The following is a 13,385-nucleotide window of genomic DNA, read 5'->3' on the forward strand; positions in this document are numbered from 1 at the left end:
CTCCGGCTGATGGGCGGCGCGGCCCTCGCCACGGGCGCCGCCGCCGGCTCCGTGGCCGCGGCGCCCGGCGCCCTCGCGGGAACGAGCGCGGGCGGGCGGGTGCCCGAGGGGCTGCGGCCCGGCGGTGAGCTCGACCGGTACGTCGCGGGCCTGGCGGCCAAGGACGAGTTCTCCGGCTCGCTGCTCCTGACACGGCGCGGGAAGCCCGTGCTCAGCCGGTCGTACGGCATGGCCGACAAGGCCGCAGGGGTGCGCAACGGGCCGCGTACCCGCTTCGGCCTGGCGTCGCTGACCAAGATGTTCACCTCGGTCGCCGTGCACCGGCTCGCCCAGCAGGGCAAGGTGCGCTTCGACGAGAAGGTCGGCGCGTACCTCGACGGCCTTCCGGCCGAGATCGCGGACAAGGTGACCCTTCACCACCTGCTCACCCACTCGTCGGGGCTCGGCGACTTCCACAACCTGCCCGGCTACCGGGAGGCGGCGGCGAGCTGGGACGAGGCCGACGAGGTCCTGAACGGAACGGTCGAGTTCATCAAGGGCACCCGGCCGTCCTTCGCCCCCGGATCCGGCCACGCCTACAGCAACTCCGCGTTCTGCCTGCTCGGCGCGGTCGTCGCCGCCGTGTCCGGACGGTCCTACCACGCGTACATGGCGGAGAACGTCTTCGCCGCGGCCGGGATGGCCGACAGCGGCTTCTTCACCAAGCCCCGGTGGCGTGCCGACCGGAGGATGGCGCATCCCTACGCCCGCCGGCCCGGTGAGACCGAACGTTCCGACAGGCTCGAAGAGCACGCCTTCATCGCGCTCCCGGCCGGAGGGTCGTTCGCGACCTGCGCGGACCTCGGACGTTTCGCGCACGCGCTGCTGGACGACCGGCTGCTGCCCGCTCCCTACGGGGACCTGATGCTGAGCCCGAAGATCCCGATGCCCCCGCCCGCCCAGTCACCGCCCGGCAGCCCGCCGCCGTCGGGTCCGCCGCCGGTGTCGTTCACCGGGTACGGCATCATCACCACGCTGGCGGAGGGGCAGCGGATCCACGGCCACGGCGGCGGGAGCACGCTCGGCGCCTCCACCAGCATCGCGATCTTCCCCGACAGCGGCTGGGTCGCCGCCGTCCTGTGCAACTACGACTCGGGAGCCGAGGGCGTCGCCCAGCTGGCGAGGCGCCTCATCCTCCAGGACCGGCCACGTTCCTGAACTGAGACGCCGCGCCTCTGAATGCGGAACGGCCGCGCCCCGGTGCGGGACGCGGCCGTTCTCCTGCGGTCTCGGGTCAGGCGAGGCCGTTCTGGCCGAGCCAGGTCTTGGCGACCGTGGCGGGGTCGGTCTTCTTCTCCGACATCTCGCCGTTCATGGCGAGCAGGCCCTCGGTGGTCAGCTTGGCCGAGACGGCGTCGAGCACGCCGCGCGCGGTGGCGTCCACCCTCGACTTGTAGACCAGCGGCAGCACGTTCTGGGCGCCGAAGACGTTCTTGGGGTCCTGCAACGCGACGAAGTCGTTCTTCTGGATCGCCGCGTCGGTGGTGAAGAGGTCGGCGGCCTGGACCTGCCCCTTCGCCAGGTTGGACACCGTGATCGGGCCCGCCGTGTCGAGGGACTTGAACTCCTTGAACTTCAACCCGTAGACGCTCTCCAGCCCGACCAGGCCCTGCTTGCGCTCCTTGAACTCGGGCGGGCCGCCGACCACCATGTCCTTGGCCACCGGCGCGAGGTCGGCGATCGAGGTCAGCTTGTACTTGTCGGCCGTCGCCTTGGTGACGACGAGCGCGTCCTTGTCCTCGGCCTTGGAGGCGGTCAGCACCTCGAGCTCGGCCGGCAGCTTCTGCTTGAGCGCCGCGTCGACCTGCTCGGTCGTGCTGGCCGGGTTGTCCTTGTCGATGAACGCCAGCAGCGCCCCGTTGTACTCGGGGAAGATCTGGATGGAGCCGTTCTTGACCTGGTTGTAGTAGACCTCGCGCGAGCCGATGCCGAACTTGCGCTCGACCTTGATCTTCTTGGCCTCGAGCGCCTGCGCGTAGATCTCGCCGATCAGCCCGCTCTCGGGGAAGTCGGCGCCGCCGATGACGAGGGTCTTGCCGTCGCCGCCACCGCCGGCCAGCGGGTCGTCGCCGTCGTCGCCACCGCACGCGGTCAGCGCCAGAGCGGCGGCGGCCAGCAAGGCCACGCCACGAATCATTCTGGACATCTGGGTAGTTCCTTCCTCAGTGACCGTGCACGGTGCGTGCAGGTGAGACTCACGACGCCGCCGCCCGCTGCCGTACCCCGGGGGACACGGCGTACCGGTAGAGGCCCGCGAAGACGATCTGGGTCAGCACGGCGAGCAGGATCACCAGGATCGCGCCGCCGGCCATGCTGTCGTAGTTCTGCCGGGAGTAGCCGTCGACGATGTAGCGGCCGAGGCCGCCGAGCCCGACGTACGCCGCGATCGTCGCCGTCGAGATGATCTGGATCAGCGCGGTGCGGAGGCCGAGAAGGATCAGCGGGAGCGCGACCGGCAGCTCCAGGCGCAGCAGCACCTGGGAGCCCCTCATGCCCATGCCCTCGGCCGCGTCCCGCAGGCCCGGCTCGACCTGCTGGATGCCGGCGTAGGTGTTGACCAGCACCGGCGGCACGGCCAGCGCGATCAGCGGGATGAGGATCGGCACCAGATCGCCGGCGGAGGTGAGGATGACCGCCAGGATCAGCAGGCCGAGCGTCGGCAGGGCGCGGGCCGCGTTGGCCGAGGACATCACCAGGAAGCCCGACACCGAGGCCAGGCGCCCGTGCCGTACGTGCCCGAGGACCAGGCCCAGCGGCAGCGCGATGACGACCGTGATGGCGAACGCGAGCAGCGAGTACCAGATGTGCTCCAGCAGCCGGTTGGGGATGCCGTCGGAGCCGGTCCACTGCTCGGACTGGGTGAACCAGCCGAGCGCGTCGAGGATGGCGTTCACGCGGCGACCTCCCGCTCCACCGCGGCGACCTTGTCACGCGCCTTCGTACGGCGGCGTCCGGCCCGTTCCCAGGGTGTCAGCAGCCGCTGGACCAGCAGCAGGATCAGGTCGGCGAGCAGGGCCAGCAGGATGATCAGGACGATGGCCACGATGATCGGGGTGGCGAACCCGCCGCCGGGCCACTTCATGCCGGTGACCATCAGCTGGCCGAGGCCGCCGATGCCGATCAGCGCGCCCACGCTCACGAGGCTGATGTTGGCGACCGTGGCCACCCGCAGCCCGGCCATGACCACCGGCACCGCGATGGGCAGCTCGACCTGGACCAGCCGGCGCAGCTGGCCGAAGCCCATGGCCGTGGCGGACTGCCGGACATGGTCGGGCACCGAGCGCAGCCCGTCGACGACGCTGGGGACCAGCACCGACAGGGTGTAGAGCGACAGCGGGATGATCACCGTGGTGTAGGTCAGCTTGGTGAACGCCACGAAGATCACGAAGAGGCCGATCGCGGGGACCGAGTACAGGATGCTGGTCCCGGCCAGGACCGGCGGGTACAGCCGCGGCCAGCGCGCGCACGCCAGGCCGATCGGCAGCGCGATCAGCAGGCCGAGCAGGACCGGGGTGAACGACAGGACGAGGTGCTCCTGGAACGCCTCCCAGATGCTGCCGCTCAGGTTGTTCTCGATCCAGTCCCAGCGGATCAGCGGCTCGTCGTCGCCGATCGCCAGGGCCGTGGCCAGCGGGTTCACCGCTCGGCCGCCTTGGCGTCGGATGCGGATCCGGCGTCGGCCCCGGCCTCGGGCTCAGCGTCGGCCCCGGCCTCGGGCGCGGCGGCGGTCTCGGCCTCAGGCTCAGGCTCAGCGGCGGTCTGGGCCTCGGCCTGCGGCGCACTCGGCTCGCTCGCTGCCGCGGCGGCGGCGCGCTCGGCGGCCTCCTCGGCGTCCAGCTCCTGGGTGAAGCGCAGCCGCCTGATGCCGCGCTCGCCACCGAGGAAGTCGCGGACGAAGTCGTTGGCGGGCGCGTCGAGGATCTCCTGCGGGGACGCGTACTGCGCCAGCGTGCCGCCGACCTGGAAGACCGCGATCTTGTGACCGAGCTTGATCGCCTCGTCGATGTCGTGCGTGACGAAGACGATCGTCTTCTCCAGGTCGCTCTGCAACCGCAGGAACTCGTCCTGGAGGCTGGAGCGCACGATCGGGTCGACCGCGCTGAACGGCTCGTCCATCAGCATGATCGGCGGGTCGGCCGCCAGCGCCCGCGCGACGCCGACGCGCTGCTGCTGGCCGCCGGACAGCTGCGCCGGGAAACGTTTGGCCATCTTGGGGTCGAGCCCGACCCGGTCCATCAGCTCCCGGGCGGTGGCGCGGGCCTTCTTCTTGTCCCAGCCGAGCAGGAACGGCACGGTCGCGATGTTGTCGATGATCGTGCGGTGCGGGAAGAGCCCGGCCTGCTGGATCACGTACCCGATGCCGCGGCGCAACGTGGGCGGGTCGACGTCGCGGACGTTCTTGCCGTCCACGGCGACCACGCCCTCGCTGGCGTCCACCATGCGGTTGATCATGCGGAGCGTGGTGGTCTTGCCACACCCCGACGGGCCGACGAGCACGGTGATCCGGCCCGCGGCGATCTCCAGGTCAAGGTCGTCGACGGCCACGGTGCCGTCTGGATAGCGCTTGGTCACGCCCTCAAAGGTGATCAACGATTCACGTCCTCGCCGGGCGCTGGTCAACGCCGTCGTTCCGCTGCTCATGGGTCATGATGAAGATCGGATTCGGCTTCTACCCCACAGTAGTCATGGTTATCCTCGCCCCGACGCGATGCCCCCGCCAGTGGACCCGCATCCTGAGCATATCGATCTGAATACTACGGAAAGTAACGTTTGCCCGTGGACGACAGCCGAATCGTTATCGACGGCACGGCTCTTACCTGCCCAGGCGTGGCCCGCCTCGCGCGCGGGGATGTGACCGTCGCCATAGCCGCCGACGGCCTCAAACGTGCCGGCGAGGCCTGGCGCGTCGCGCTCCGGGTGGCCGAGACCCGCCCGGTCTACGGCCGCACCACGGGGGTCGGCGCCAACCGCGTGGTCGACGTCGAGTGGGAGGACGCCGACGCGCACGGCCTCCGGCTGCTCCGCAGCCACGCCGCGGGCGCCGGACCGCTGGTCGCGTCCGAGATCGTCCGGGCCATGCTGGCGATCCGGCTCAACCAGATCGCGGCGGGCGGTTCCGGCGTCGACCCGGGCGTGCTCCAGCCGCTGGCCGACGTGCTCAACCTCGGCCTGATGCCGCCGGTCCCCGTCTACGGCGCGATCGGCACCGGCGACCTGACCGCGCTCGCGTCCACCGCGTTGTGCCTGCTCGGCGAACGGTCCTGGCTGACCGGCGTGGACGGCGGGCAGGAACGCGGCCCGGGGTTCCGGCTCCGGTCGGCCGACGCGCTGGCGTTCATCAGCTCCAACGCCGCCACCCTCGGGGAGGCCGCGCTGGCCGCGACCGACCTGCGCGTGCTGCTGGCCGCCTCCACGGTCGTCGCGGCCCTCTCGCTCTTCGCCGTCCGCGGGTCGGAGGAGCCGTACGCGCCGGCGGTGCACGAGGCCTGCCCGCACCCCGGCCAGGCCGAGGTCGCCGCCACCGTGCGCATGTTGCTGGCGTTCGACCACTCCGAGCCCGGGCGCATCCAGGACCCGTACGGCTACCGCGCGTTCCCGCAGGTCCACGGCCCGGCCGTGGATTGCGCCGCGTACGCCGAGGACGTGATCACCCGCGAGATCAACGCGGCGGCCGAGAACCCGCTGATCGACCGGGCGGGCGGCACCGTCTGGCACAACGGCAACTTCCACACCGCCTATGTCGGTCTGGCGCTGGACTCGGCCCGCGCCGCGCTCTTCCAGACCATGGCCCTCTCGACGGCCCGCCTCGGCACCCTCACCGAGCCCTCGTTCACCGGGCTGCCGCCGTTCCAGGCCGCCACCGAGGCCTCATCGGGGATCATGGTGCTGGAGTACGTGGCGCACTCCGCGCTGGCCGACGTGCGCCGCTACGCCACCCCGGCGGCCCTCGGCGGCGCCGTCCTGTCGCGCGGCGTGGAGGAGCACGCGGGCTTCTCCACCCAGTCGGCGCGGGCCACCACCGACGCCATCGCCGCCTACCGCATCGGCCTCGGCTGCGAGCTGGTCGCCGCCGCCCGCGCGCTGCGCATGCAGGGCCGCGCGCCGTCGGGCGGGCCGCTCAAGGCCGCCTTCGACCTGGCGACCGGCGTGCTCGACCCGCGCATGGAGGACCGTCCCCTGGACGCCGACATCGCCGTCGCCGCCGACCTCCTCCCCCACCTCGCGCGCTGTGTCTAAGGCCTTACGGCCTCAAGGACCTCGCCCGGCGGCTCGGGCGGATCAGCCGGTGGAGGCGCGGGCGAGGAGGGTGGGCTCGCGGACGACGCGGCGGCTGCGCGGGGTGCCGTCGATGACCTCGACGATCAGGCGGACGGCGGCGTCGACGATGCCGTCGATGTCCCAGTCGACCGTGGTCAGCGGCGGGGTGAGCAGGGCCGACATCGGATGGTTGTCGTAACCGCAGACCGCCACGTCGCCGGGGAGGGCGAGGCCGAGCTCGCGGGTGGCCCCGTAGACCCCGTAGGCGATCGAGTCGGAGAAGCAGAAGACCGCCGAGGGGCGGTCGGCGCCGGACAGCACCCGGACGGCGACCTCGGTGGCCTCGGGGAGGCTCTGCGGAGCGACGATCAGGTCGACGTCGAGGCCGAGGCGCCGGGCCTCGGCGTTGACGTGCACGTCGGCGGGGCGGTCGGGGGTGCTGGCGAGGGTCGGGCTGAAGACGGCGATGCGACGGTGACCGTGGGCGTGCAGGTGCTCGAGGGCGAGGGTGACGCCGCGCCGGTTGTCGAACACGACCTCCCCCTGGGCGTGGTCGCCGCGCAGCGCGTCGCCGATGGACACCACCGGGGTCGTCTCGGCGAGCTCGGACCACAGGTCGGCGGACGGGTCGAGCGGCTGGACGATCAGCCCGTCCACCCGCTGGTCGCGCAGCTGGCGGGCCAGCGCCAGCTCGCGGGCGGGGTCGTTGCCGGCGTCGACGATCAGTGCGTAGCGTTCGCGGGCCAGCAGCTCGCGGCCGATGCCGACGGCCAGGGACTGCTGCCAGTAGTCGCCGAGCGACCCGCAGAGCAGGCCGACCATGCCGGTGCGGCCGCTGGCGAGGGCGCGGGCGATCGGGTGCGCCTCGTAGCCCAGCTGCTCGGCGGCGGCCCGGACGCGCTCCTGCGTCTCCTCGGAGGTCTGGATGCCGCGCAGCGCGTACGACACGGCCGCAGGCGACAACCCGGTCGCCTGCGCCACTTCCCTGATCGTCGCGCGCTTGCGCCTGTTCGGCACTCCACAACCTTATGGGGTGAGGGTGACGTTTCCAGGGGACGCGGCTTGACGCGGCGTGCCCTGAACCGGTTCACTGAAACGGTTAACTGATGCGGTTCAGTAACCCTGCCCTGGAGCAATGCAAAGCGTCGACATTCACCAGCATCTGTGGAGCGCCCCGTTCGTGGCGGCCCTCCGCGATCGTCGCACGCCTCCGTACCTGGACGGGTGGACGTTGTACCTCGACGGCGAGCCGCCGTTCGAGGTCGACCCCGACGATCACGATGTGGCGCTGCGCGCCGGGCTGCTGAAGGCGGACGGCGTCGAGCGCGCCCTCGTCTCGCTGTCGTCGCCGCTGGGCGTCGAATGGCTCCCGCCGGACGAGGCCCGCCCGCTGCTCGACGCCTACCACGCCGGGGCCGCCGCGCTGCCCGAGCCGTTCGGCTCCTGGGCCGCCGCGCCGGTCCGGGAGATCGACGCCGCCGGGCTCGGCCGCGACCTCGACCGGGGGTTCGCCGGGCTGCAACTGCCCGCGACCGCCCTGCTCGACCCGGCCGGCTACGACCGGTGCGGGCCGCTGCTGCACGTTCTGGAGGAGCGGGGCCTGCCGCTCTTCGTCCACCCCGGCCCGGCGCCCGGCGCCGACGGCGTGCCCGCCTGGTGGGCGGCGCTGGTGCCGTACGTGCAGCAGATGCACGCCGCCTGGTTCGCGTTCCGCGCGTTCGGGCGGCCGCGCCATCCCCGGCTGCGCGTCTGCTTCGCCATGCTCGCCGGGCTCGCGCCGCTGCACGGCGAGCGCCTGGCCGCCCGCGGCGGCGGCCGCGGCGAGGTCGATCCCGCCGCGTTCGTCGAGACCTCGTCGTACGGCCCGCGCGCCGCCGACGCCGTCGTCCGGGCGCTCGGCGTGGACGTGATCGTCCACGGCACCGACCGCCCGTACGCCGGACCCGCCGACCTCGCACTGGGCGAGGCAGCGCGGCACGCCTTCCGCGTGACCAATCCACACCGCCTGTTGAACGGAGAGGAGCGAACCTTCGATGCCGCCTGAGGTCATGACCTGTGCCCAGCCCGCCACGGCCGCCGGACAGCAGGCCCTCAGTCCGCAGGGCGCCGACGCCCGGCCGACCGGCCTGGACGCGCTGCCCGCCCGCCCGCTCGACCGGCGCGAGTTGCGCGCGCTGGTCGACGAGCTGGCCGCCCAGCCCGAGTTGTGGCGGCAGCACGTCGCCTTCTCCGACGACCAGCGGCACTACGCCTCGCTGCACCGCGACGAGTACGTCGACGTGTGGCTGCTGTGCTGGACCCCGGAGAACGACACCGGCTGGCACGACCACGACATCTCCTCCGGCGCCGTCCGGGTGGTGGCGGGCTCGCTCGAGGAGTGCAACCCGCGGATCGGCGGCGCCCACGTGCAGACCGTCATCCCGGCGGGCGCGTCGTTCTCGTTCGGCTCCGACCACATCCACCGCCTGGTGGGGGTGGGCGAGGCGAGCGTGTCGATCCACGCCTACTCGCCGCCGCTGTGGCGGCTCGGCCAGTACTCCATCGACGACGAGGGCCTGATGCGCCGCGTCTCGGTCAGCTACGCCGACGAGCTCCGTCCCCTGGACACGGCGGACCTCGCCTGAGGCGGGGCCAAATGAACGGGACCGTCTGACAGTCAGTCTTGACAAGGTCTCCTGGCCACCATCGAACCCAAGCGCTAGCTTGAGTGCCACGGGGGTTGATCACATCGATCCCCGTCTGATGGGAGGCCCGGATGCCGGAACCCTCGGACCGGCGCACTCGCCTCATCGGCGCGTTCGTCCGGGTGGCCGCCGAGCGCGGCTTCGCCCGGACGACCGCCGCCGACGTGGCCGCCGAGGCCAGGCTCCCCGAGCAGGAGTTCCACGCCTGCTTCAGCGACATGGAGGACTGCTTCCTCGCCGCGTACGAGCACGGCTGCGGCGTCCTGTACGCCCGGGTGGAGGACGCCTACCGCGCCGCGCCGTCCTGGCACGACGGCATCAGGGCCGGGCTGCGGGTCATGCTGGAGGCCCTGGCGGGCGACCCGGCACTCACCCGGCTCTCGGTCATGGAGGCCACGGCGGCCGGGCCGCGCGTGCGCCGGGCGCGGTTTCGCGTTATGGCCGGCTACCGGGCGTTCCTGGCCTGCCCCGGCCGCCCCGGCATCCCGGACGCCGTCCGCGACGCGATCATCGGCGGCATCTACGGCACGATCTACGACTACGTGGACACCGGCCGCACCGCCGAGCTGCCCGACCTGCTGCCCGCGATGACCTGCTTCACGCTGCTCCCCTACACCGACATCGACGACGCGCTCAAGGAGCTCGGCCCATCCGGGCCAGCTCCCGGGCGGCCCCTTCTTTCCCCAGCAGAGGGAGAAGCACGAAATACGTGAGCGAGGAGACCAGCTCGGGCAGCTCTTCGGCCCGGCCCGCGTCGACCTTGAGGTAGATGGCGCTGTAGACGCCGCCGATGACCGCGTCCGCCACCGCGTCCGGCACCCCGGGCACGCCGTGGCGGGGGCTGGTGAGCAACGTCCGGAAACCCTCCAGGTACCGCGTGCGCACGCCGCGCACGCGGGGCGCCGCCGAGTTGATCTCGACGACCGACACCCGGGCGAAGCGCGGCTCGGCCGCCAGCACCGAGAGCAGCGCGCACATCGCCGCCAGCACGCCCTCCGGCCAGGTCGGCGCCGTCTCGCGGGCGTCCTCCACCCGCGCCAGGATCAGGTCGGTGCCCTGCTCGTACGCGGTGAGGAAACACTCGTCGCGGTCGGCGAAGTGGTCGTAGAAGGCCTTCTTGGTGACCCCGGCGGCGCGGGTGATCCGGCTGATCGTGGCCTGCGGGTAACCGTGCTCGGCCACCACCTCGACGAACGCGTCGACGAGCCGGTCGCGCTGGATCTCGGCCACCGTCTCCGGCGTCAGTCCATGGCGGCCCCGCTTGATGCCCCGGTCAGGGTCGCGGCCGGAACGAGACCCGGGCAGCACCACGCCCTCGATGGCGGCCTCCGATTCGGTGGATCGTCTCTCCGCGTCGAAAACCACCCTATGCCGCACGCCTCTCCGGAGGGAGGGCAAAGAGTGGGTCAATGCTCACATTCCGTCAAGTCGCCTGATCGGCACGGTGCCGTGCGAGCAGGCGCGCACGGCCGCGGCGATCTGGGCGGCGTCGTGGTCGAAGATCTGGTCGTCGAGGGCGAGCGGCCCGCCGTACACGCCCTCCATGCGCCGCGCCATCCAGGCGGTGCTCCCGGCGAGCGGCGCGATGACGGCCTCCGGGTCGGCGGCGACGAAGACGATCACCCGTCTGGCCCCGCGCCCGAACATCGTCATGCGCTGCCGGACGATCCGCACCTCGGCGACGTCCGGCCAGGCCATCCGCAGGTTCCGCGACTCGACGCCGCCGGCGTCCACGGTCAGCGCCGGGCCGCGCCTCATCACGTACCAGCCGAGGAGCAGCAGGAACAGCACGAACACCCCGAACGCGGCGATCACCGGCACGTGGACGAACGGGTCGGTGATCAGTGTCACCAGCACGCCGCCCGCCACGATGAGGGCGATGGAGACCCCGTACACCGTCGCCACGTACCCGCGCTCGACCTGGACGACGAGCGGCCCGCCCCCGTCCGGCGGCGCGACGGGCGGCGGGTCGGCGCCGTGCGCGGCCAGCAGGTGCGGGGCGTTGGCGTGCTCCATCCGGACGTGCGCCAGCACCTGCCGCACGCTCAGCACCATGACGCCGCAGAGCAGGACGACGCCGGCCGGCAGCGTCACGGCGAGCGGGACGGTGCCGCCCGCCGCGCCGACCGTGGTCAGCACGCCGATCAGCGCCACGGCGGCCGTGCTGTTGCGCAGCGCGGCGCCGATGCGCCGGCCCGGCTCCTGCATCGCCCGCGCGTAGCCCACCGCGACCGCCGCCACCATCGGGTCCGGGTGGGGCCGCCTGCTCCGCAGGAGCTCGCGCCGCACCGGCCGGTCCAGGTCCTTCCAGGCCCGCACCGCCACGCGCCCGGCGGGGATCCCGGGCGTCCACTCTCCTGTGTCCATGCTTGATCAGCGTCCGGTCGTCATGATCCGTTACGGCCTCCGACAGTTGGTCGGGGTTGACGATGACGGAGCACGCGGCGATCCGGCCTTCGGCCATCGAAGCCACGCCTCCTGCACCACGTCCTCGGCGTCGACCGCGCGCCCCAGCACCCGGTACGCCACCCCGAACAGCAACCCCCGATGCTCCTCGAACGTGGCCACGCCCCCATTCCCCGCACCCTCTCCCGGACCCCTTCCGGCACCCCGTCCGAACGCGCGATCGGGGGCGGCCCGACGGTAAGATACGGCGACGCCTCCCGGAAAACTTGGTGGTCCATCCATGTCATCTCGCCGCGCCCGCCGCGGCGCGGCGATCCTGTCGCTGTGCCTTGGGGTCCTTCCGGTGTCCGCCTGTGGCGGCACGCCGGTCAAGCGCGAGGCCTCGCAGGCCAGAGGTGGCGTGACGGCGGCGCCGGTGGTGATGGTCCTCGGCGACAGCTACACGGTCGGTGAGAAGGGCAGCCAGCCCGAGGCGACGTACGCGCCCGCGGCGGCGCGGCTGCTGGGGTGGCAGGTCGTCGCGGCGGGCAAGGCGGGCACCGGCTACGTCGCGACGGGGTCGCGGCGGTACGGGCTGCCGGGGCCGGGGCAGACGTTCCTGGCGCTCTTCGAGAGCCAGCTCGGCTGGCGGCCGGCACCCGACCTGCTGATCCTCTCGGGCGGGCACAACGACCGGCGCTACCCGACGGCGCAGACGGCCCAGGGGGCGCGCGACCTGCTGGCGCGGGCGCGGCAGCGGTGGCCGGGCACCAAGATCTTGATGATCGGGCCGATGTGGGGCAACGACACCCCACCGGTGACGACGCTGGCGGTGCGCGACACGCTGCGGGCGGTGGCGCAGGAGCAGAAGGTCCCGTTCGTCGATCCGATCGGCGAACGGTGGATCACCGGCAACCGGGCCGCCGGCACCGGCAACGCGTCGTCCTACATCCGTCCGGACGGGGTGCACCCGACCGTCGAGGGCCACCGCTACGTGGCCTCGCGGCTGGTCGACGACATCAGGCGCTTCGACCTGGCGCGCCCCGCCCGCAGCTCCTAAGCGGGCCGGGCCAGGGAGAGGGAGAAGTCGGCGGCCTCGTCGGTCCACAACTCGGCGAGCTTGAGGCCGGCGGCGCCGAGCTCGGCCTCCAGGCGTTCGGGCCGGAACTTCGCGGAGATCTCGGTGCGCGTCTCCTCGCCCGCGGCGAACGTGACCTCCAGGTCGAGGCCGCGCAGGTGGACGGTCTGGTCACGGGTGGAGCGCAGGCGCATCTCGATCCACTCCTCGGCCGCGTCCCAGTGCGCGACGTGCTCGAACGCGGCGGGGTCGAAGTCGGCGTCCAGCTCGCGGTTGATGACGTGCAGCACGTTGCGGTTGAACTCGGCGGTCACGCCGGCCGCGTCGTCGTACGCGCGGACGAGGCGGCCGGGGTCCTTGACCAGGTCGGCGCCGAGCAGCAGCGCGTCGTCCTCGCCCATCGTGGCGCGCACGCCGCCGAGGAAGCCGATGCGGGCGGCGGGCGGCATGTTGCCGATCGTGCCGCCGAGGAACGCGATCAGGCGGCGGTCGCCCTGCGGCAGCAGGTGCAGGTGCTGCTCGTAGTCGGCGACCACGGCCCGCACGGTCAGCCCGGGATGGTCGGCGGCGATCTGCCCGGCGGCGTCGGCGAGGAAGTCGCCGCTCACGTCCACCGGGACGTACGAGCGCAACGTCGGGCTGAGCGCGGACAGCAGGAGGCGGGTCTTCTCCCCCGAGCCGGCGCCCAGCTCCAGCAACGTCCCGGCGCCGGTGATCGCCGCGATCTCGGGCGCCCGCGCGACGAGGATCTCGCGTTCCCGCCGCGTCGGGTAGTACTCCTCCAGCCGGGTGATCTCCTCGAAGAGCGCGCTGCCCCGCTCGTCGTAGAACCACTTGGGCGGCAGCGTCTTGGGCAGGCCGGTGAGCCCCTCCCGTACGTCCCGGCGCAGTGTCTTGGCGAGGTCGTCGGCGGTCAGGAACTGGTCCACGGATAGGTCCCT

The 13,385-nt window shown here is 72.5% G+C and carries 14 protein-coding genes and 1 pseudogene; 6 read left to right on the plus strand and 9 right to left on the minus strand.

Annotated features, from left to right (window positions below; genetic code table 11):
* The first annotated feature begins 9 nt into the window (after window positions 1-9).
* Window positions 10-1,197: a serine hydrolase domain-containing protein gene (locus tag ABZ810_RS44695; protein ID WP_358413826.1), complete on the plus strand. Its 1,188-nt coding sequence runs from the start codon at window positions 10-12 to the stop codon at window positions 1,195-1,197.
* Between the two features lie 76 nt (window positions 1,198-1,273).
* Here ABZ810_RS44695 and ABZ810_RS44700 read toward each other — a convergent pair whose 3' ends face one another.
* The 4 genes from ABZ810_RS44700 to ABZ810_RS44715 form a co-directional block, all read right to left on the minus strand.
* Window positions 1,274-2,164, minus strand: a complete 891-nt coding sequence (locus tag ABZ810_RS44700) for an ABC transporter substrate-binding protein (RefSeq protein WP_358413828.1) — start codon at window positions 2,162-2,164, stop codon at window positions 1,274-1,276.
* Window positions 2,165-2,234: 70 nt separating this feature from the next.
* A complete protein-coding gene (locus ABZ810_RS44705) occupies window positions 2,235-2,933 on the minus strand; it encodes an ABC transporter permease (RefSeq protein ID WP_358413831.1) in 699 nt (232 codons plus the stop codon).
* Window positions 2,930-3,679, minus strand: coding sequence for an ABC transporter permease subunit (locus tag ABZ810_RS44710; protein ID WP_358413834.1), 750 nt, complete (start codon window positions 3,677-3,679; stop codon window positions 2,930-2,932). The genes ABZ810_RS44705 and ABZ810_RS44710 overlap by 4 nt, the downstream gene beginning before the upstream one ends.
* Window positions 3,676-4,629: an ATP-binding cassette domain-containing protein gene (locus tag ABZ810_RS44715; RefSeq protein ID WP_358413837.1), complete on the minus strand. Its 954-nt coding sequence runs from the start codon at window positions 4,627-4,629 to the stop codon at window positions 3,676-3,678. Before ABZ810_RS44715 ends, ABZ810_RS44710 begins: the two co-directional genes overlap by 4 nt.
* Window positions 4,630-4,815: 186 nt before the next feature.
* Between ABZ810_RS44715 and ABZ810_RS44720 the strand changes: the two genes are divergently transcribed.
* Window positions 4,816-6,276 (plus strand): aromatic amino acid ammonia-lyase, encoded by a 1,461-nt coding sequence (locus ABZ810_RS44720; RefSeq protein WP_358413840.1) that lies wholly within the window; start codon window positions 4,816-4,818, stop codon window positions 6,274-6,276.
* A 42-nt stretch (window positions 6,277-6,318) separates the two neighbouring features.
* Here ABZ810_RS44720 and ABZ810_RS44725 read toward each other — a convergent pair whose 3' ends face one another.
* Window positions 6,319-7,314: a LacI family DNA-binding transcriptional regulator gene (locus ABZ810_RS44725; protein WP_358413843.1), complete on the minus strand. Its 996-nt coding sequence runs from the start codon at window positions 7,312-7,314 to the stop codon at window positions 6,319-6,321.
* Window positions 7,315-7,432: 118 nt separating this feature from the next.
* Here ABZ810_RS44725 and ABZ810_RS44730 point away from each other — a divergent pair, with 118 nt between their 5' ends.
* The 3 genes from ABZ810_RS44730 to ABZ810_RS44740 all read left to right on the plus strand — a co-directional run bounded on the left by ABZ810_RS44730 (window position 7,433) and on the right by ABZ810_RS44740 (window position 9,694).
* The gene (locus ABZ810_RS44730) at window positions 7,433-8,341 is read left to right on the plus strand and encodes an amidohydrolase (protein ID WP_358413846.1); all 909 of its coding nucleotides are present in this window, start codon (window positions 7,433-7,435) and stop codon (window positions 8,339-8,341) included.
* Window positions 8,331-8,921: a cysteine dioxygenase family protein gene (locus ABZ810_RS44735; protein ID WP_358413849.1), complete on the plus strand. Its 591-nt coding sequence runs from the start codon at window positions 8,331-8,333 to the stop codon at window positions 8,919-8,921. The genes ABZ810_RS44730 and ABZ810_RS44735 overlap by 11 nt, the downstream gene beginning before the upstream one ends.
* A 131-nt stretch (window positions 8,922-9,052) precedes the next feature.
* The gene (locus ABZ810_RS44740; protein WP_358413852.1) at window positions 9,053-9,694 is read left to right on the plus strand and encodes a TetR/AcrR family transcriptional regulator; all 642 of its coding nucleotides are present in this window, start codon (window positions 9,053-9,055) and stop codon (window positions 9,692-9,694) included.
* Here the strand turns inward: ABZ810_RS44740 and ABZ810_RS44745 are convergent.
* The 3 genes and pseudogenes from ABZ810_RS44745 to ABZ810_RS44755 all read right to left on the minus strand — a co-directional run.
* Window positions 9,615-10,346: a TetR/AcrR family transcriptional regulator gene (locus ABZ810_RS44745; RefSeq protein WP_358413855.1), complete on the minus strand. Its 732-nt coding sequence runs from the start codon at window positions 10,344-10,346 to the stop codon at window positions 9,615-9,617. The two genes, ABZ810_RS44740 and ABZ810_RS44745, sit on opposite strands and share 80 nt — an antisense overlap.
* A 48-nt stretch (window positions 10,347-10,394) precedes the next feature.
* Entirely contained in the window at window positions 10,395-11,348 is a 954-nt protein-coding gene (locus ABZ810_RS44750; RefSeq protein WP_358413858.1) for a hypothetical protein, read from the minus strand.
* Window positions 11,349-11,441: 93 nt separating this feature from the next.
* Window positions 11,442-11,549 (minus strand): annotated as a pseudogene (locus tag ABZ810_RS44755) (sigma factor); the annotation flags it as partial.
* 118 nt (window positions 11,550-11,667) lie between these two features.
* On the opposite strand from ABZ810_RS44755, the gene ABZ810_RS44760 reads away from it, so the two are divergent.
* A complete protein-coding gene (locus ABZ810_RS44760) occupies window positions 11,668-12,426 on the plus strand; it encodes an SGNH/GDSL hydrolase family protein (protein WP_358413861.1) in 759 nt (252 codons plus the stop codon).
* Here ABZ810_RS44760 and egtD read toward each other — a convergent pair.
* Complete coding sequence (gene egtD / locus ABZ810_RS44765; RefSeq protein WP_358413864.1) at window positions 12,423-13,373, minus strand: L-histidine N(alpha)-methyltransferase; 951 nt, start codon at window positions 13,371-13,373, stop codon at window positions 12,423-12,425. The two genes, ABZ810_RS44760 and egtD, sit on opposite strands and share 4 nt — an antisense overlap.
* Between the last annotated feature and the right edge of the window lie 12 nt (window positions 13,374-13,385).

The sequence above is a fragment of the Spirillospora sp. NPDC047279 genome (assembly GCF_040643285.1).
Classification (GTDB): Bacteria; Actinomycetota; Actinomycetes; order Streptosporangiales; family Streptosporangiaceae; genus Spirillospora.

Bases quoted from the DNA above. Each gene is read 5' to 3' on its own strand.
- ABZ810_RS44750 (WP_358413858.1), bottom strand. From the start codon at position 11,348: ATGGACACAGGAGAGTGGACGCCCGGGATCCCCGCCGGGCGCGTGGCG.
- ABZ810_RS44740 (WP_358413852.1), top strand. From the start codon at position 9,053: ATGCCGGAACCCTCGGACCGGCGCACTCGCCTCATCGGCGCGTTCGTC.
- ABZ810_RS44695 (WP_358413826.1), top strand. From the start codon at position 10: ATGGGCGGCGCGGCCCTCGCCACGGGCGCCGCCGCCGGCTCCGTGGCC.
- ABZ810_RS44735 (WP_358413849.1), top strand. From the start codon at position 8,331: ATGCCGCCTGAGGTCATGACCTGTGCCCAGCCCGCCACGGCCGCCGGA.
- ABZ810_RS44730 (WP_358413846.1), top strand. From the start codon at position 7,433: ATGCAAAGCGTCGACATTCACCAGCATCTGTGGAGCGCCCCGTTCGTG.
- ABZ810_RS44760 (WP_358413861.1), top strand. From the start codon at position 11,668: ATGTCATCTCGCCGCGCCCGCCGCGGCGCGGCGATCCTGTCGCTGTGC.